Annotated in this window: 17 protein-coding genes; 16 read left to right on the top strand and 1 reads right to left on the bottom strand. The window is 51.8% G+C overall.

Features of this window, described 5'->3' with window-relative positions; genetic code table 11:
- Window positions 1–362: 362 nt before the first annotated feature.
- From DW949_RS08920 to DW949_RS08910, 4 genes are all read left to right on the top strand, one after another.
- The gene (locus DW949_RS08920; RefSeq protein ID WP_118022885.1) at window positions 363–1,526 is read left to right on the top strand and encodes an alanine dehydrogenase; all 1,164 of its coding nucleotides are present in this window, start codon (window positions 363–365) and stop codon (window positions 1,524–1,526) included.
- A gap of 36 nt (window positions 1,527–1,562) precedes the next feature.
- Window positions 1,563–2,963 (top strand): sodium/glutamate symporter, encoded by a 1,401-nt coding sequence (locus tag DW949_RS08915; RefSeq protein ID WP_118022884.1) that lies wholly within the window; start codon window positions 1,563–1,565, stop codon window positions 2,961–2,963.
- A 363-nt stretch (window positions 2,964–3,326) separates the two neighbouring features.
- Window positions 3,327–3,482, top strand: coding sequence for a hypothetical protein (locus DW949_RS13650; protein WP_158570663.1), 156 nt, complete (start codon window positions 3,327–3,329; stop codon window positions 3,480–3,482).
- Window positions 3,483–3,620: 138 nt separating this feature from the next.
- Window positions 3,621–4,997 carry an MATE family efflux transporter gene (locus tag DW949_RS08910; protein WP_199595826.1) on the top strand — a complete coding sequence of 459 codons (1,377 nt, stop codon included), beginning with the start codon at window positions 3,621–3,623 and terminating at the stop codon, window positions 4,995–4,997.
- Window positions 4,998–5,127: 130 nt separating this feature from the next.
- On the opposite strand, the gene DW949_RS08905 is transcribed toward DW949_RS08910, so the two are convergent.
- A complete protein-coding gene (locus DW949_RS08905; protein ID WP_118022882.1) occupies window positions 5,128–6,030 on the bottom strand; it encodes a hypothetical protein in 903 nt (300 codons plus the stop codon).
- Between the two features lie 195 nt (window positions 6,031–6,225).
- Between DW949_RS08905 and DW949_RS08900 the strand changes: the two genes are divergently transcribed.
- From DW949_RS08900 to fumC, 12 genes are all read left to right on the top strand, one after another.
- The gene (locus DW949_RS08900) at window positions 6,226–6,927 is read left to right on the top strand and encodes a class I SAM-dependent methyltransferase (protein WP_233539547.1); all 702 of its coding nucleotides are present in this window, start codon (window positions 6,226–6,228) and stop codon (window positions 6,925–6,927) included.
- Window positions 6,903–8,021: a Nif3-like dinuclear metal center hexameric protein gene (locus DW949_RS08895; protein ID WP_118022881.1), complete on the top strand. Its 1,119-nt coding sequence runs from the start codon at window positions 6,903–6,905 to the stop codon at window positions 8,019–8,021. Before DW949_RS08900 ends, DW949_RS08895 begins: the two co-directional genes overlap by 25 nt.
- Before the next feature lie 18 nt (window positions 8,022–8,039).
- Window positions 8,040–8,702: a thiamine phosphate synthase gene (gene thiE, locus DW949_RS08890; RefSeq protein WP_118022880.1), complete on the top strand. Its 663-nt coding sequence runs from the start codon at window positions 8,040–8,042 to the stop codon at window positions 8,700–8,702.
- Window positions 8,703–8,920: 218 nt separating this feature from the next.
- Entirely contained in the window at window positions 8,921–9,586 is a 666-nt protein-coding gene (locus DW949_RS08885) for an amino acid ABC transporter permease (protein ID WP_118022879.1), read from the top strand.
- Complete coding sequence (locus DW949_RS08880) at window positions 9,573–10,292, top strand: amino acid ABC transporter ATP-binding protein (protein ID WP_118022878.1); 720 nt, start codon at window positions 9,573–9,575, stop codon at window positions 10,290–10,292. Before DW949_RS08885 ends, DW949_RS08880 begins: the two co-directional genes overlap by 14 nt.
- 249 nt (window positions 10,293–10,541) lie before the next feature.
- Window positions 10,542–11,096, top strand: coding sequence for a 5-(carboxyamino)imidazole ribonucleotide mutase (purE, locus tag DW949_RS08875; protein ID WP_118022877.1), 555 nt, complete (start codon window positions 10,542–10,544; stop codon window positions 11,094–11,096).
- A 51-nt stretch (window positions 11,097–11,147) separates the two neighbouring features.
- Window positions 11,148–12,569, top strand: coding sequence for an amidophosphoribosyltransferase (gene purF / locus DW949_RS08870; protein ID WP_118022876.1), 1,422 nt, complete (start codon window positions 11,148–11,150; stop codon window positions 12,567–12,569).
- Window positions 12,556–13,617 (top strand): phosphoribosylformylglycinamidine cyclo-ligase, encoded by a 1,062-nt coding sequence (purM, locus tag DW949_RS08865; RefSeq protein ID WP_118022875.1) that lies wholly within the window; start codon window positions 12,556–12,558, stop codon window positions 13,615–13,617. Before purF ends, purM begins: the two co-directional genes overlap by 14 nt.
- Window positions 13,610–14,224 (top strand): phosphoribosylglycinamide formyltransferase, encoded by a 615-nt coding sequence (gene purN, locus DW949_RS08860; protein ID WP_118022874.1) that lies wholly within the window; start codon window positions 13,610–13,612, stop codon window positions 14,222–14,224. Before purM ends, purN begins: the two co-directional genes overlap by 8 nt.
- A 12-nt stretch (window positions 14,225–14,236) precedes the next feature.
- The gene (locus DW949_RS08855; RefSeq protein WP_118022873.1) at window positions 14,237–14,842 is read left to right on the top strand and encodes an IMP cyclohydrolase; all 606 of its coding nucleotides are present in this window, start codon (window positions 14,237–14,239) and stop codon (window positions 14,840–14,842) included.
- Entirely contained in the window at window positions 14,842–16,113 is a 1,272-nt protein-coding gene (gene purD / locus DW949_RS08850; RefSeq protein WP_118022872.1) for a phosphoribosylamine--glycine ligase, read from the top strand. Before DW949_RS08855 ends, purD begins: the two co-directional genes overlap by 1 nt.
- A gap of 79 nt (window positions 16,114–16,192) precedes the next feature.
- Window positions 16,193–17,578, top strand: coding sequence for a class II fumarate hydratase (fumC, locus tag DW949_RS08845; RefSeq protein ID WP_118022871.1), 1,386 nt, complete (start codon window positions 16,193–16,195; stop codon window positions 17,576–17,578).
- Window positions 17,579–17,609 lie beyond the last annotated feature (31 nt).

Below are 17,609 nucleotides of genomic sequence, written 5' to 3'. Positions count from 1 at the left end.
TCATAGCACGCACATGGGAGACTGTCAAGGAAATCTACGAAAAAAATATTAAAAATTTTCAGGTAAACGTTTAAGTTTACAGGAAAAACGTTTTACTGATGAACGGTTTTTAAGATTTCCCCTATGAATTTAAACTATACGGATTGTGTATCCCGTACATGGGAACTAAATATAGTAGTAACCAGCCGTATGTTTTTAACATCAAGTCTATTTACAATGGACAAATGTACACAAAAAAATAATGTATACAAAAAATGTGAGTTCTTATATATTGACAGTACTCAAATATATAAAATATAATTGAAGCGTTGTTATTATACCAACATTACTTATACATATATAGTTTTAAGGAGGAATTATTCATGAAATTTGGTGTATTGAAAGACATTAAAGCCGATGAATACCGCGTCATTGCTACTCCGGCCGAAGTCGCCATGATTGCCCGTACCGGTGCGGAAGTATGGGTTCAGAAGGATGCTGGCAAGGGGGCTGGTTTTTCCGATGAAGCCTATGCCGCAGAAGGTGCCAAAATCGTCGATACGATGGAAGAAATTTATGCCAACTGTGATTTTGTGGCAAAAGTAAAAGAACTGGAAGAACGGGAATTTGACCTCATCCGGGAAAATCAGATTATCTTTACCTGCATTCATCCGGCAGCTCATCCGGCAGAAGTCGATGCCCTGCTGGCTCACAAAGCCGTGTCGTTTGCAGCAGAAGATTCCCATCGGTATGGTTCGCCAAACTGTGAAGCGGCTGGCAAAATCGGCGCTATGATGGGCCTGAACAGCCTCCTGTCCTGCAATGGCGGCAAAGGCAAATTTGTCAATGGCTTCGGCGGCGCTCCCGGCGTCCATGCGCTGGTTATCGGTGCCGGTACGGTAGGTCGTGCCTGTGTCGGCGTCCTGCAGCAGCTCGGTGCCCGGGTTACGGTCATGGATGTCAATATCGGCGTATTGCGCATGATTGGCCAGCAGTTCCATGAAAGCGTGGATACGATGATTTCCAATCACTATAACCTGACGAAAATCCTGCCGACGGTCGATGTCGTTTACAATTGTGTCCGTTGGCCGAAAGATGCGAAAGAATTCATGATCGACCGCAAGATGGTGGCTTCCATGGAAAAGGGCTCGGTCATCGTCGATATCAGCAATGACTATGGCGCTATCGAAACATTCCACGAAACGACCCATTCCCATCCGACCTATGTGGAAGAAGGCGTGGTGCACTACTGCGTCAGCAATATTCCGGCAGCCTGTGGCCAGTCTACTTCCATTGCATACGCCGCTTCCGTTCTGCCTCATTTCCTGAGCATCATCAAAAACGGAGTAGCCGCTGCCTGTGCCAAAGATGGCTTCCTGCGCCGTTCCATGGTGACCTATAAAGGATATCTGACACACGAAGAAACGAGTGCCATTCAGGACAAACCCTGGATCCAGCCAGAAGTCATCCTCGGCATCAAAGATCAGGCTCTGGACCCGGCTCCGGCAGCGACCGTTTCTAAATCGACCAATTTCATTAAATTATAATTATGCAATCACACGTCATGACAGGGGGATACGTTTGTGACCGTTACTAATTTTCTGATTGATTTTTTTATAGCCTCTGTGTTTATTCTCATCGGGCAGCTGCTTCGTGCCAAAGTGGGATTCATCCAGAGATTTTTCATGCCGTCTGCCATGGTGGCAGGCATTCTGGCACTGGCTGTCCGGTATACGGGAATCCTGCCGTTTTCCAAGGGGATTGGCAGTTATCCCGGCACGCTGATCATTCTCATTTTTGCAGCTATCGGCCTTCAGGGATTTACGATCCGTAAAAATGACATGAAAAAGGAAGTCGCCCGCCTTGGTTCTTATTTTTGTTACAAGACACTGGCCCAGGCAATCCAGTTCAGCCTTCCTGTTATTTTTTCTATTCTTGTCATTTCCCAGTTATTTCCCGATATTAACTATGCCTTCGGGCTCCTGCTGGCATCGGGATTTTCCGGTGGCCATGGCACGGCAGCTGCTGTCGGTTCTTCCCTGGCACAGCTGGGATTTGAAGATGCCAAAGACATTGGCATGACCTGCGCTACCGTAGGGCTGCTGGCCGGCATCTTCGGCGGCCTTATCTATACGAAAATGGCAGCCCGCAGAGGATATACGGCGTATATCAAGGATTTCTCTTACATTTCCGGCGATTTGCGAACCGGCCTGATTTCCAAGGAAAACCGTCAGTCCATGGGGGATGAAACTATTTCCTCCACGACACTGGACACGCTGGCTTTCCATCTGTCTCTGCTGCTGACCTGCTCTGGCGCCGGGTGGTTCATCATGGATTTCATCTATAAAAGCACTGGTCTGGACCTGCCGAGCTACTTGTTCGCCTTCCTACTCGGGGTCGGGCTGTTCCTCATCCTGAAACGGACGCCGGCTTACGATTACATTGACAACCGGGTAATCAGCCGCATTTCCTGCACGGCTACGGACTATCTTGTCTTTTTCGGCATCGCCTCCATCAAGATCCCTGTCGTCATCGAGTACGCTGTTCCGCTGCTCATGCTGCTCATTGTGGGCATGATCATCGTTACGTATATGCTCTGGACCGTCGGCCCGCAGATGAATAACGAAAGCTGGTTTGAACGGTCTCTCTTCGTGTACGGCTATTCGACGGGCGTCTTTGCCATCGGGTTCGTCCTGCTGCGTATCGTCGATCCCGACAACAAGTCCAAAACGCTGAATGATACGGCCATTGTCGGTTCTCTCAATACGCCGTTTGAAATGTTTGCCTGGTCGTTTGGTCCCATCATGCTCATGCAGGGACAGCACTGGCTCTTTGCCGGCCTCTATCTTGCCCTGACGATTGCCTGCTTTGTCGTCTGCAAGGCCTGTGGCTGGTGGTGGGGTGGCACGGACAAGCATCGTCCCGGCCTCGGCACACCGGAAGCGGAACAGGCCGCTGTACTGGAATCATCGGGAACAAAATAATACGAATGAAGGTTGAAAGAAGATGTTGTTCTGCGCTGCAGAGGCGCGGGACGGCATCTTTTTTTTATGCATTTTGAGTATAGAAAATCTGTTGTATAACCTTAATTTTGTAATGGAAATATTTTTTGTTTTTTAAGCAGGACGAGCTACTTTTGAGCGGTTTAAAATTTTAATATCAATCCGAAAAATTTAATACCCGCTATAGGGAAAACTCTATGCAGAAGGAGTATTGGCCTTTTTTATTGTTTTATTTTATAATGCATAGCGGACAGGGGAACTACCCTGAAAAGCGCATAGAATACGCTATTATCAGCAATTTTCCGCGCCGTTTCACTCGCTTGTGAAGAATAGGAGAATCCGCGTATGTATATCATGGGAATGGAAAAAATTTTAAGCCGCAATTACGCAATCTGGAAAAAATCCGAAAAAAATAAAGATGATGACAAAACGAATCGCCGTGGCCCCCGTAAAGGACTGCCTGTGGGACTGATGCTGGATTGCCTGCCGGCCATGGGCTGAAAATTTATCTGTCTGTACCAGAATGAAAGCACTGCAGAAAAGAAAAATCCCGTCTTTCTGCCGTGCTTTCTTTTTGCTATAATAAAACAACAACGGCATTATTTCAGGATACAGGGTCTGATCGGGAAAGGAGACGTTATGGACCACAAACAACGAACAAAAAGGCACGAACATAAAAAAAGGCAGCTCGATATGCTGCATGGTTCTCTGTGGAATAAACTGATTATTTTTGCCCTGCCCCTTGCGCTGACCGGGGTGCTCCAGCAATTGTTCAATGCAGCTGATGTGGCTGTTCTGGGACAATTTGTAGGAACCCATGCCATGGCAGCCGTCGGCAATAATACGCCGGTTATTTCCCTTTTTGTCACGCTGTTCCTTGGATTATCCCTGGGAGCCAATGTCGTCATTGCCCGCTATCTGGGGGCACGCTGTCCGGAGCAGGCCAGCGAGGCCGTTCATACTACGTTTGTGCTGGCTCTGCTGGCTGGCATATTGCTCATGATCCTGGGAGAGATAACGGCGGGAATCATATTGTCCCATCTCGGTGTTCCTGATGCAGTCATGCCGGCGGCAGAACTGTATTTGCGGATCTATATGCTGGGACTGCCTTTCATCAGCTTTTATAATTTCCAGGCAGCTATTTTCCGCAGCCGGGGAGATACACGTACTCCGCTCATAGCGCTGGCTGTGGCCAGCGGCCTGAATATTGTGCTCAATCTGTTATTTACAGGCCTCTTTCACGGCGGGGTAGCCGGAGTGGCCATCGCTACGGTCCTCTCCTATGGTGTGGGGGCAGCTATTCTGTTCGTTTCTTTATTGCACAGCGGCGATGTTCTGGAACTGCATCTGCATGCTCTGTCTCTGCGGCGGGTGTATCTGGATCCGATTCTGCGGATCGGTCTGCCCGCCGGCCTGCAGGGAATGGTGTTCTGTATTTCCAATATCATCATCCAGTCGGCAATCAACAGCCTCGGCGCCGATGCTATGGCTGCTTCTGCCGCAGCCTTTACCATTGAAATCAACGTATATTGCATTATCAACTCATTCGGACAGGCGGCGACGACCTTTGTCAGCCAGAATTACGGTGCCCGCAATATCCGGCGCTGCCGGAGTGTCATGTGGTGGTGCCTCGGCCTCAATGCCTTTTTCATGGGACTGATGGCCTTATTCATTTACTGGCAGGCTATTCCTATGCTCGGCTTTTTCAGCAGCGATCCTCTGGTCATTGAGTTGGGGAATACCCGTATTATGTATGTCGTGTATACCCAGTTTATCAATATTCTCATAGAAATTTTGTCCGGGGCCATGAGAGGATATGGTTTTTCCCTCCCGCCGGCCATCCTGACCCTCATTGGCATCTGCGGCGTGCGCATTGCCTGGGTGTATGCCGTTTTTCCCTCGTCCCATACCTTTGCTACGCTCATGGCAAGTTATCCCGTCAGCTGGATCGTGACGGCTGTACTGCTTGGCATATTATACTACCGGTATGTGCATCGTCTGCCACATACGGCATAAAAAATGAAAAGAAAACCGGGCCGGCCTGTGAGTAGGGAACCATTCACAGGCCGGTCCGGTTTATGTATTGTGCGGACAGACATATCATTTATATTCCATACCGTCCGGCCCCATTGCCGTCTCAGGCAGATTACCGGCGTGGCGGTGGAGGACGGTGTCCACGTGGCGGTGGCGGGGGAGGCCCCGGGCGGTGGTGATGATGGTGACCGTAGTATCCCCACCCATATGGCCATGGATCATAGGCCCACATCGTATCAAAATACAATTCATTCAGGTATGCGGCATAGGCCATGCGTTCCAGATCTTCTTTCGTTACGACACGGATTTCCCGTACTACCGTGCCTTTCTGGTCTCCGACCGTATAGTCTGCCATGATGTCGGCTTTGCCTGTTGAAACCGTTTCGATGACGCGTGAATCGGTTACTCTGGCAATGGTATCATTCAGACTCCTGGCAGTCAGCGTATAGGGGACATTTCCCGGGATCTGCATACGGACGACACCCTTGCTGCCCAGAGCCAGATAGCGGGGATATACGATAAGACGGCTCTTTTTCAGCAGCTTTTCGGCACTGCCATAAATCATGCCGGGCTGGCTGCCATCTACCCGCCAGACAGACGACTGGTCTTTGGCAACCAGATAGTCACCAGTCAGTTCCTGTGTATCCGTGCGATACGCCCGGACATGGCGGAAATAGTTATCTGTCAGCTCTTTATCTATACGCAGATAGTAACTGCTTTGCTTGCTGTCAAGGCCGGTCAGGGCCGGGTTCAGGCTGTTGATCAGCGTCGTCGCCCGGTCATAGGTCTTGCCGCTGGTGAGATAATATTTCTTTATGAGTTCCGGGCTGCGTCCGGCCAGCGGGTCAACGGCTGTACGGGTATCCGCTGCCACGGCGGTTCCTTTGTCTGCCACAGTGGATGCTGCAGCAGGTGTAGCAGTGACTGCTGCCGGTGATGCCATCACGACACCACTGCATCCTGCCAGCAAAGAGAGCCAGAAGACTGTACGGCAGATAAGCTTTTTCGGTTTCATGGAGAATATACCTCCTTTTATCAAAAACATTTCACACCCCCTATTATAAAGGGATATGGCTTTTCTGTCACACCTATTGGGCGAAATGTCATAGAACTGATACAATTTTTCCCCTTATGGGAGATGAATACAGAAAAATAGGGATGAATGTGGTAAAATGTAATCAATGCGAATACGATAAAGGAGTGTTACGTAGTGATACATCTTACGAAACGTCTGCAGGCAGCTGCCGGACTGGTTCCCAAAGGAGCCCGCATTGCCGATATCGGTACCGATCATGCCTATCTGCCGGTTGCCCTTTGTGCCAGCGGATGGTGTCCGTCGGCCATTGCTGCCGATATTGCTGAAGGCCCCCTCAGCGCGGCCCGTTCCCATGTGCAGGGGGCAGGACTGGCATCCTGCATCGAATGCCGTCAGAGTGACGGCCTGCTGCGCATCCGGCCCGGGGAAGCCGATGGTGCCGTTTTCTGCGGTATGGGCGGCCCCCTCATAGAACATCTGCTGGAACAGTCACCGGACGTGGTCCGGTCATTTTCTTTCCTCATCCTGCAGCCCCAGAGCCAGGCATCCCGGCTGCGGCAGTACCTGTACAGCCACGGCTGGCATATTACAGCTGAACGGCTCATACAGGAGGACGGCCGGCTGTATGAAATGATGAAAGCGGAACCGGGCAGAGGAGAAATCCAAGAGGAATGGATGTATGATGTCGGACCGTGCAACTGGCAAAGCAAAGATCCGCTCCTTCCGCTATTGATCCGCCAGATCATCGAAAAAGACAGGACTATCTGTCAGGGGCTTCAAAAGAGCCAGCAGGACCAGAACAGCAGGCAGGAAACGCTCCGGGCACATATTCAGACAATGGAGGCGCTCTTATGTCGATACAACTCAGTAAAATAATCAACATCATGGAATCCTTTGCTCCGCCGTATCTGGCAGAGAAATGGGATAATCCGGGACTGCTCATCGGAAGTCCCCGGGAAGAAATCCAAAGCGCAGTGGTGACACTGGACGTGACCATGGATACGGTGGATTATGCCATAAAAAATAAAGTAAATCTGATCATCAGCCATCATCCGGTTATTTTTCAGAAATTGTCATCCCTGCGCACGGACACTTATGACGGGCTCATGTATGAGAAACTGCTGAGCCATCATATTTCCGTCTACAGCGCTCATACGAACTGGGACAGTGCCGAACACGGCGTCAATGATATCCTGGCACGAAAAATCGGACTGACGGACATACAGGGCCTCGTTCCCGTTCATACAGATCCGTTGTATAAGTTTGCTGTATATGTTCCCGAAAGCTACGCCGAAGCCGTGCGCAAAGCTCTGGGGGACGCCGGGGCCGGATTTATCGGAAATTACAGCCATTGTATGTTCAGTACAGATGGGGAAGGTCAGTTCAAGCCCCTGGCCGGGACCCATCCCTTTATTGGTAATATAGGAAAACTGGAACAGACGAAGGAAATCCGGATTGAAACGATTATTCCTGCCAGCCGGCTGAATCTCCTTTTATCTGCCGTGCGGATGGCCCATCCCTATGAAGAACCGGCTTTTGATATCTATCCTCTGGTCAATAAAGGGAAATCCTGTTATATCGGGCGGATCGGAAAACTGGCCCAACCGGAACCGGCACGCATGGTGCTGCGGAAAATCAAACGGGCCCTGGGAATCCAGATTCTTACCTATGCCGGTCCGGAGGATATAGTCGTAGAAAAAGTAGCCCTTTGCGGCGGTGCCGGTGCCTCTTTTATCGGGGAAGCCGCTGCTGCGGGAGCCCAGTTGTACCTGACCGGCGACGTAAAATACCATGAAGCACAGGACGCCGTGAAGCGCGGGATGGTCATTGCCGACGGCGGCCACTATGGCACGGAAGTCATTTCTGTGCCGGTCCTGGCCCAGCGCCTGCAGAATGCCGCAAAAGAACGGGGCTGGCAGGTGGCTTTCCTGACGGATCCGACGACGAAAGATATTTTTGGCCATTGTTGAGAGAGGAGTAATGAAAGCATGAAACGAGAAGAAAGTCTGCATCAGTTCTTGACAGAACCCATCTATTGTATTTTAGGTGAAGCATTGTGCCTGGGCCGGGGAAATATAGAAACGGCACGGCAGGTCATCGATGCCGGTGTCAAAGTAATCCAATACCGGGAAAAGCATAAGTCCTGGCGGGAAAAGTATGCAGAAGCCAGCCAGATTGCAGCCATGTGCCATGACGCTGGCGTGACGTTCATCATGAACGATTCGGTCGATCTGGCTATCGCCTGCGGTGCCGACGGCATACATGTCGGTCAGGACGATGCGCCCTATTCCTTCGTACGCAAGATGGCTGGCCCCGATGTCCTTATCGGCGTTTCCACCAATACGATCGATGAAATCAAGGGCGCTATTGCCGACGGGGCAGATTATGTCGGATTCGGACCGATGTATCCGACCCAGTCGAAAAAGGATGCCAACGAGGTAGTCAGTGCCGAAGCCATCCGCTATGCTCTCTCTCAGAAAGACATGCCCCTGACCTGTATCGGCGGCGTGGGTCCGGCCAATATGGCCCGCCTCTATAAAGAAGGATTCCGTTCCTTTGCCATGATCAGCGCCATTATTTCACAGCCTGACATCGGTGCGGCCGTCCGCCATATGAGAGATATCCTTTCCAAAGCAGCACAGGACGCATAAGGGCGATAAATTAATATATATCTGTATGTAATAGACAAAAAGGCGTTATCCTCATGGGGATGGCGCCTTTTTTTCCGTTAGAACAGGAACAATGTCCGTTTGTTACAGAATTTTGTAAACAAGAATAAAAAGAGATTGACAACGTATATTAATGCAATTATAATAGGAACAGTGTTTATTTTTACTATTCTATTGCCTCTTTTGAAGGAGTGTTTGGCATGAAGTTTGATTTTCAGTTAATTCTGGACTCCATACCCCTGCTGCTGCAGGGCGCGGCTGTTACGATTGAAATTACGGCTATGGCAGTCGGCATCGGCCTGGTATTGGGCCTCATTACCAGTATCTGCCGCCTTTCCCATATGAAAGCCTTGAATATCCTCGCTGTATGCTATGTCAATGTCATCCGCGGTACGCCTATGCTGGTGCAGATCTTCCTCATTTATTTTGCCCTGCCTATGGTCATCGGGGAACGGATCAACCCCTTTGTCGCGGCGGTTGCGGCCTGCTCCATTAACAGCGGGGCCTATGTATCGGAAATTTTCCGTGCAGGTATCCAGTCCGTAGACCGGGGACAGATGGAAGCCGGACGGTCTCTCGGCCTTTCGTGGGGGCAGACGATGCGCTATGTCATCCTGCCGCAGGCATTCAAACACGTCATCCCGCCACTGGGCAACGAATTCATTTCCATGACCAAGGAAACGTCACTGGTCTCTGTTATCGGCTTTGAAGAACTGACACGGCGCGGCCAGTTGATTATTGCCAAGACCTATGGCTCTTTTGAAATCTGGATGACCGTCGCCGCTATTTACCTGATTATGACCCTGGGTATTGCACGCCTGGTCAGCTACTTGGAAAAGAGGTTTGCTACAGATGATAGAAATTAAAGGCCTGAAAAAAAGCTTTGGGACCCATGAAGTCCTGAAAGGAATCGATCTGACAATCAAGGATAAGGAAGTTGTCGTCATCATCGGGCCGTCCGGATCCGGCAAGAGCACGATTCTCCGCTGCATCAATTATCTGGAACAGCCGACGGCAGGAGAAATCATCGTCGATGGCATCAGTATGAATGATGCCAAGAGTATCAACGATATCCGCAAGGAAGTCGGCATGGTATTCCAGCGGTTCAATCTCTTCCCGCACATGACGGTACTGCAGAATATTATGCTTTCCCCTATGAAGACGCGCCATGTCTCCAAAAAAGAAGCACAGGAAACGGCCATCAATCTGCTTCGTAAGGTAGGGCTGGAAGACAAGAAAGATGCCTATCCGGAAACGCTGTCCGGCGGGCAGCAGCAGCGTGTCGCCATTGCCCGGGCTCTGGCTATGAAACCGAAATTCATGCTCTTTGACGAACCGACGTCTGCCCTGGACCCGGAAATGGTCCGTGAAGTCCTGGACGTCATCAAAGACCTGGCACGGGACGGCATGGCCATGGCCATCGTTACCCATGAAATGGGGTTTGCCCGTGAAGTGGCCGACCGCGTCCTCTTTGTCGATGGCGGGTATATCCTGGAAGAAGGAAAGCCCGATGACCTGTTTTTCCATCCCAAAGAAGAACGGACAAAAGAATTTTTATCCAAGATTTTGTAAATACATCTACGGCATGCCGGATTATGCATTAGTTATAGCATTTTCATTGACACGTCCCGCCCTTTTTGTTAGAATGAAACTGTATTCGATGTTATCAATATTAATAAGGAGATGCAGCATGTATACAGGTTTATGGGCTGGTTCTAAACGGTTTGTACATGTATCATGCTATCTGTATGTCTAAGTGAATAAACCCAAAGGTGATATTATGTCTCCTTTGGGTTTTGTGTTTTCTGAGGAGGGGTTAGAATGAAAGTCGGTTTGGTCCTGGGAAGCGATTCCGATATTCCCGTAATGAAAAAGGCTTTTGATTTGTTTAATGATTTTGGTGTGGAATGTGAAGTACTGCTGGCTTCAGCCCATCGTACACCAGCCGAAGTCAGGGAGTTTGCTTCTACAGCGCAGGACAGGGGACTGAGCTGCATCATTGCCGGCGCCGGCATGGCTGCGCACCTTCCCGGAGTCATTGCCAGCTATACGACCCTCCCGGTCATCGGGGTACCGCTGGAAAGCGGCAGCCTGAAAGGGATGGACGCGCTCCTGGCTATCGTACAGATGCCGTCGGGGATGCCCGTGGCCACCATGGCTATCAACGGGGCAAAGAACGCGGCGCTCTTTGCCATCCAGATCGGCGCCGTCAGCGATCCCGAACTGGCAGCGAGATATAAGGCATATCGGGAAAAAATGACCCGCCAGGTCATGGAAAAGAACGACAAACTGCAGCAGATGCTCAAGACCAGTGATACCGTCAAGACGAAGCTGAACAACGCAGCCGGCCAGGTACTGCAGGCATTTAAAAAATAGTGAACGACCCTTATTACCATAGATAGATTTTCACATACAGGAGGTTCCCTCATAATGTACGATTCGATTTGGGACAAACAGCACGAAGAGTGCGGTGTTATCGGTATTTTTGACAAAACGCTGGATATACCGCGATATTTGTACTGGGGCTTATTTGCTCTCCAGCACCGCGGTCAGGAAAGTGGCGGCATTGCATTGACCGATGGACATGACATTCATACTTACCGCGGTATGGGCCTGATCAGTACGGTCTTTGAAAAAGGCGTCCCCGAAGATCTGGGCGGCCACATCGGCATCGGCCACGTCCGGTATTCGACGACGGGCTCGAATAATCCCCGCAATATCCAGCCACTTGCCGTCTATTCTTCCTTCGGCCAGATTGCGCTGGCCCATAACGGCAACCTGACCAATACGCGGGAACTGCGGGAAGAACTCGATGCCAGCGGCGTCACCTTCCAGACGACGATGGATACGGAACTGATCGTCAACCTCATCAGCCGCAGCCGCCAGACGACTATCGTAGAACGCATCAAGGAAAGCATGAACCGCATCCAGGGAGCGTTTTCCATCGTTGCCATGACCAAAGACCGCCTCTATGGTATCCGCGATGCCTACGGATTCCGGCCCCTCTGTATTGGTCGGACGACGACCGGCGGCTGGGTCATTGCCTCGGAAACGTGCGGCCTCGATGCACTGGGAGCCACGTTCGTCCGTGACGTACAGCCCGGTGAAGTCGTGGAAATCAGTGAAGATGGCGTCAAATCCTATTTCTATGGCAAGGCGGACCGCAAGCAGATATGTTCCTTTGAATATATCTATTTTGCCCGTCCGGACAGCGTCATCGATGGACAGGATATTTATCAGGCGCGCCTCAATATGGGGAAAGAAATGTGGAATGAAACCCAGTATGATGCGGACTTGGTCATTTCCGTCCCCGACAGCGGCAATACGGCAGCTATCGGCTATTCCATGGCATCGGGCATCCCCTTCAATCATGGCCTCATCAAGAACCGCTACATGGGCCGTACCTTCATCAAGCCGAACCAGAAAGAACGGGAACTGGCCGTACGGATGAAGCTCAACGTAGTCAAATCGGTCGTACAGGGCAAGCGTATCGTCATGGTAGATGACTCGATCGTCCGTGGCACGACCAGCGGCATCATCTGCAAGATGCTCCGCGAAGCCGGTGCCAAAGAAGTATACATGTGCGTCTCGGCACCGCCCATCATGTATTCCTGCTTCTACGGCATCGACACGTCTGTGCGCAAGGAACTCATCGCCTCCGCCCTGAGCGTGGAAGAAATCCGCAAATACATCGGTGTCGATAAACTGCATTTCATTTCTATCGACGGCCTGTGCCGGGCCATCCCGGGTATTCCGAAAGAAGACCTGTGCCTGGCCTGCTTCAATAATGACTATCCGACAGACATTCCTGTGACCAATGAGGAAGGAGAAAAATATGCTCTCGAATAAAAAAGGTTTGACCTATGCAGACGCTGGCGTAGATATCGATGCCGGCAACAAAGCCGTAGAACTCATGAAAGATTCTGTAAAGGCGACGTACCGCCCGGAAGTACTCGGTGACCTCGGCGGATTTGGCGGACTCTTTTCCCTTATGGACAGCAAGATAAAGAAACCGATTCTCGTCAGCGGTACCGACGGGGTTGGGACGAAACTGCGCCTGGCTATCATGATGAACAAGCATGATACAGTCGGTCAGGACTGCGTTGCCATGTCCATCAACGACGTGCTCGTACAGGGTGCGGAACCTCTGTTTTTCCTCGATTACATTGCCGTCGGCAAACTGGATCCCGTCCAGGTCGCTACCATCGTCAAGGGCGTTGCCCATGCCTGCGAAGAATCGGGCTGTGCGCTCCTCGGCGGTGAAACCGCTGAAATGGCCGGCTTTTATGCCAAAGACGACTATGATCTGGCCGGATTTGGCGTCGGCATCGTAGACCGGGACAAGGTAATCACCGGGGAAACCATACAGGATGGCGACGTGCTCATTGGCCTTCCATCTACAGGCGTCCATTCCAACGGCTTCTCACTGGTACGCAAAATCGTTTTTGAACGGCAGAATATGAAACTGGATCAGTACATTGATGAACTGGGTATGACCATCGGGGAATGCCTGCTCACGCCGACCCGCCTCTATCCCCGTCCGTGCCTGCCGATTATCCGCAATTTCAACGTCAAGGGCATGGTACACATCACCGGTGGCGGCTTCTATGAAAATATCCCCCGCGTCCTGCCGAAGGGAATCGGCGTAGAAATCGATGTGACGTCGTGGCCGCAGCTCCCGATTTTCGGCCTGCTGCAGAAGTGGGGCGACGTGGCAAAAGAAGAAATGTACCGTACCTTCAATATGGGCATCGGCATGATTATGATCGTTTCTCCTGATGAAGCCGATGCCGTACTGGAAAATCTGTCCAGCCGCGGCGAAAAGGCCTATGTCATCGGCAAGGCCGTTCAGAGTGATGTCCGTGTAACCCTCAAGGGAGGCGCTTTTGATGACTAAAAAACGGATGGTCATTTTTGCTTCCGGACGCGGTTCCAACGCGGAAGCGCTCCACGAAGCCGTAGAAAATGGCACGATCAATGCGGAAATCAAGGCGCTCGTAACGGATATCCCCGGGGCAGCCTGCATCGACAAGGCAAAATCCTGGGGCGTGCCGGTCATCGTAGCCGACCGCAAGTCCTTTGCCAGCAAACAGGCATTCGAACAGTATATCCTCGATGCCATTGCGCCGTATGCGGCCGATGTCATCTGCCTGGCAGGGTTCATGCGCCTTCTAAGCAGTGATTTCATTTCCCACTATGAACATAAAATCATCAATATCCACCCGGCATTGCTGCCCAGTTTCCGTGGCCTTCACGCCCAGGGACAGGCTGTCGCAGCGGGTGTAAAAATTGCAGGATGCACGGTCCACTTCGTCGTTCCCGACATGGATGCCGGCCCGATTATCCTGCAGTCAGCTGTCCCTGTTCTGGAAGACGATACGGAAGATACGCTGGCAGCCCGGATCCTGACGAAGGAACATCCGACCTATGTCCGGGCCGTACAGCTTTTCTGCGATGATAAATTGACTATAGACGGCAATGTCGTCCGTGGCACTCAGGGTTAAGGAGGAAATATCATGAAGGTAAAACGCGCGCTTCTCAGTGTATCCGATAAGACGGGAATTGTTGAACTGGGCAAAGCTCTGGCTGATCTCGGTATTGAAATTATTTCGACAGGCGGTACCATGCGGACTTTAAAAGAAGCTGGTGTTCCTGTCATGGCTGTGCAGGATGTAACGGGCTTTCCAGAAATGATGGATGGCCGTGTCAAGACGCTTCATCCGAAAATCCACGGTGCCATTCTGGCCGTCCGTGACAATCCGTCCCACGTCCAGGATATGAAAGATCATGGCATTACCCCCATCGATCTGGTCGTAGTCAACCTGTATCCTTTCCAGCAGACGATTGCCAAACCGGGCGTCACACTGGCAGAAGCTATTGAAAATATCGATATTGGTGGCCCCTGCATGGTCCGTGCTTCGGCTAAAAACAATAAATACGTCGCTATCGTTACCAATCCGGCCAAGTATGGCGAAATCATCGATATCCTGAAAAAAGATGGCGAATTTACCGATACCTACCGTCTGGAACTGGCACGGGAAGCCTTCCAGCATACGGCACAGTATGATACCGCTATTGCTGCCTACTTGTCGGAACAAGTAGAAAAGGGGGCGGCTGACTGATGAACGTAGCCGTAATCGGCGGCGGTGGCCGTGAACATACCCTGGCCTGGAAATTAGCCCAGAGCCCGAGCGTAGAAAAGTTGTATGCCCTGCCCGGCAGTGATGCCATGGCAGACGTGGCGGAATGTGTGCCCATCGGAGTAGAAGAACTGGACCGCATTGCTGATTTTGCCGCAGAAAAAGGCATAGACATGATCGTCGTCGGGCCGGAAGTCCCACTGACGGAAGGCATTGCCGACGTGTGCCAGAAAAAGGGCATTGCCGTCTTTGGCCCCAACAAGGCAGCGGCCCAGATGGAAGGCTCCAAGGTATTCGCCAAGAATCTCATGAAGAAGTACCATGTGCCGACGGCGGCCTATGCGTCTTTCACTGATGGCAATGCGGCAAAAGAGTATATCCATAAAATGGGAGCTCCTATCGTCGTCAAGGCCGATGGCCTGGCAGCCGGCAAAGGCGTCGTCGTGGCACAGACTGTAGAAGAAGCCGTAGATGCGGTGAACGCCATGATGGAAGACCATATCTTTGGCGCGTCCGGCGGCCGTATCGTCATTGAAGAATGCATGGTCGGCGAAGAAGCCAGCCTCCTGGCATTTGTCGATGGCAAGACCATTGTGCCCATGATCCCGGCCCAGGACCACAAGCGCATCTTCGATAACGACGAAGGCCCCAACACGGGCGGCATGGGTGCCTATGCCCCGGCACCGGTACTGACACCGGAACTGGTCCAGACCGTATACGATACAATTCTCGTTCCTGTCGTCCAGGGCCTTGCAAAAGAAGGCATTACCTATCAGGGCTGTTTGTATGCCGGACTGATGATTACCGCCGATGGCCCGAAAGTCGTGGAATTCAACTGCCGTTTCGGCGATCCGGAAACCCAGGCTGTCCTGCCGCTCCTCGACGGTGACCTGGCACAGATCATGTATGCCTGCACCCAGGGAACGCTGCGCAGCGATATGGTCCACTGGAAACCAGGCTCTGCCTGCTGCGTCATCATGGCCAGCAAGGGGTACCCGGCATCCAGCCATAAAGGCGATGTCATTTCCGGCCTCGACGCTGTAGATGACGATGTCGTCGTGTTCCATTCGGGAACGAAGAAAGTGGATGGAGTATATCAGACCCATGGCGGCCGCGTCCTCGGCGTGACGGCTTTGGGAGAGGACCTGAAAGCGGCGATTGACAAAGCCTATGCCAATGTCCGCCGGATTTCCTTTGATGGACAGCAGGTCCGCTCGGATATCGGCGCCAAAGGGTTGCGCCATTTAACATAATACTAGATACCAGGCAATGAGGCCCGGGATCCACGAGGGTCCTGGGTTTTTTCTGTCTGCATGACAGGGGAGATACTGTATGGAATATCGTATAGAAAAAGATTCAATGGGAGAAATTAAGGTTCCCGCCGACAAATTGTGGGGAGCCCAGACACAGCGCAGTTTTGAAAATTTCCGTATCGGGACGGAAAAAATCCCATCGGAAATGGTGACGGTCTTTGCCTATCTGAAAAAAGCCGCCGCTCTGACCAATAAGGAACTGGGGGTCGTTACGCCCGAACGGGCTGATGCCATCGTACAGGCCTGTGATGACATCCTTGCCGGAAAACTGGACGGCAATTTCCCGCTGTCGGTCTGGATGACGGGAAGTGGGACACAGTTCAATATGAACATCAATGAAGTCGTAGCTCACCGGGCTGTTCAGATCCTGAAGGAACAGGGCATAGACGAAACGGTCCATCCCAATGACCATGTCAATCATTCCCAGAGTTCCAATGACACATTCCCGACGGGACTGCACATGGCAGGCGTCCTGCTCATCGAAGGGCATCTCTTTCCCGCTATGGACCGGCTGTACGGGGCACTTCATGATAAAGAAGTGGAATTTAAGGATATCGTCAAGATTGGCCGTACGCATCTTCAGGATGCGACACCGCTCACGCTGGGACAGGAATTCAGCGGCTGGACCCGTATGATCCAGCGCGACAAAGAAATGCTGACAAAGGGCGTCGATTTCCTGCGCGACCTGGCTATGGGCGGGACTGCCGTCGGAACGGGCATCAACTGCCCCGAAGGCTATGACGTGCGCTTTGCGGAAATCGTCAGCCAGCTGACTGGCACGGCCTTCCATACGGCACCGAACAAATTCCAGTCCCTTACGAGCAAAGATGAACTGGTCGTCGTCCACGGCATGCTGAAGGCCCTGGCCTGCGACCTCATGAAAATCGCCAACGACGTCCGCTGGCTGTCTTCTGGCCCGCGCTGTGGCATCGGGGAACTCTTCATACCGGAAAACGAACCGGGCAGCTCCATCATGCCCAGCAAGGTAAATCCGACCCAGTGCGAAGCCGTCACCATGGTGGCCGTCCAGGTCATGGGCAATGATGCAGCCATGGGATTTGCCGCCAGCCAGGGAAATTTCGAACTGAATGTCTTCATGCCGGTCATTGCGTACAATCTCATCCAGTCTATCCGCCTTCTTGGCGACGTCATGGATTCCTTCCGCAGCCACTGCGTTACCGGCATCCGCCCCAATCTGGCCAGAATCGACTATAACCTTCACCAGTCGCTGATCCTCGTTACGGGCCTGGTCCCGGTCGTAGGCTATGACAAAGCCTGCCTCATTGCCAAAAAAGCAGCCAAAGAAGGACTGACCCTGCGGGAAGCCGCCCTTCAGAGCGGATGGGTCACGGCGGAACAGTTCGATGCCCATATGGACCCGGCCAAACTGGCAGGCGTGAAGTAGAGAGACAATCCAAAAATACAAACTGATACTG

Origin of the sequence: Megasphaera sp. AM44-1BH (assembly GCF_003467125.1) — a bacterium.
GTDB lineage: Bacteria > Bacillota > Negativicutes > Veillonellales > Megasphaeraceae > Megasphaera.
This window is presented reverse-complemented; position numbering and strand designations above follow the sequence as displayed.

Bases quoted from the DNA above. Each gene is read 5' to 3' on its own strand.
- DW949_RS08920 (WP_118022885.1), top strand. From the start codon at position 363: ATGAAATTTGGTGTATTGAAAGACATTAAAGCCGATGAATACCGCGTC.
- DW949_RS13650 (WP_158570663.1), top strand. From the start codon at position 3,327: ATGTATATCATGGGAATGGAAAAAATTTTAAGCCGCAATTACGCAATC.
- DW949_RS08910 (WP_199595826.1), top strand. From the start codon at position 3,621: ATGGACCACAAACAACGAACAAAAAGGCACGAACATAAAAAAAGGCAG.
- DW949_RS08905 (WP_118022882.1), bottom strand. From the start codon at position 6,030: ATGAAACCGAAAAAGCTTATCTGCCGTACAGTCTTCTGGCTCTCTTTG.
- DW949_RS08895 (WP_118022881.1), top strand. From the start codon at position 6,903: ATGTCGATACAACTCAGTAAAATAATCAACATCATGGAATCCTTTGCT.
- thiE (WP_118022880.1), top strand. From the start codon at position 8,040: ATGAAACGAGAAGAAAGTCTGCATCAGTTCTTGACAGAACCCATCTAT.
- DW949_RS08885 (WP_118022879.1), top strand. From the start codon at position 8,921: ATGAAGTTTGATTTTCAGTTAATTCTGGACTCCATACCCCTGCTGCTG.
- DW949_RS08880 (WP_118022878.1), top strand. From the start codon at position 9,573: ATGATAGAAATTAAAGGCCTGAAAAAAAGCTTTGGGACCCATGAAGTC.
- purE (WP_118022877.1), top strand. From the start codon at position 10,542: ATGAAAGTCGGTTTGGTCCTGGGAAGCGATTCCGATATTCCCGTAATG.
- purM (WP_118022875.1), top strand. From the start codon at position 12,556: ATGCTCTCGAATAAAAAAGGTTTGACCTATGCAGACGCTGGCGTAGAT.
- purN (WP_118022874.1), top strand. From the start codon at position 13,610: ATGACTAAAAAACGGATGGTCATTTTTGCTTCCGGACGCGGTTCCAAC.
- DW949_RS08855 (WP_118022873.1), top strand. From the start codon at position 14,237: ATGAAGGTAAAACGCGCGCTTCTCAGTGTATCCGATAAGACGGGAATT.
- purD (WP_118022872.1), top strand. From the start codon at position 14,842: ATGAACGTAGCCGTAATCGGCGGCGGTGGCCGTGAACATACCCTGGCC.
- fumC (WP_118022871.1), top strand. From the start codon at position 16,193: ATGGAATATCGTATAGAAAAAGATTCAATGGGAGAAATTAAGGTTCCC.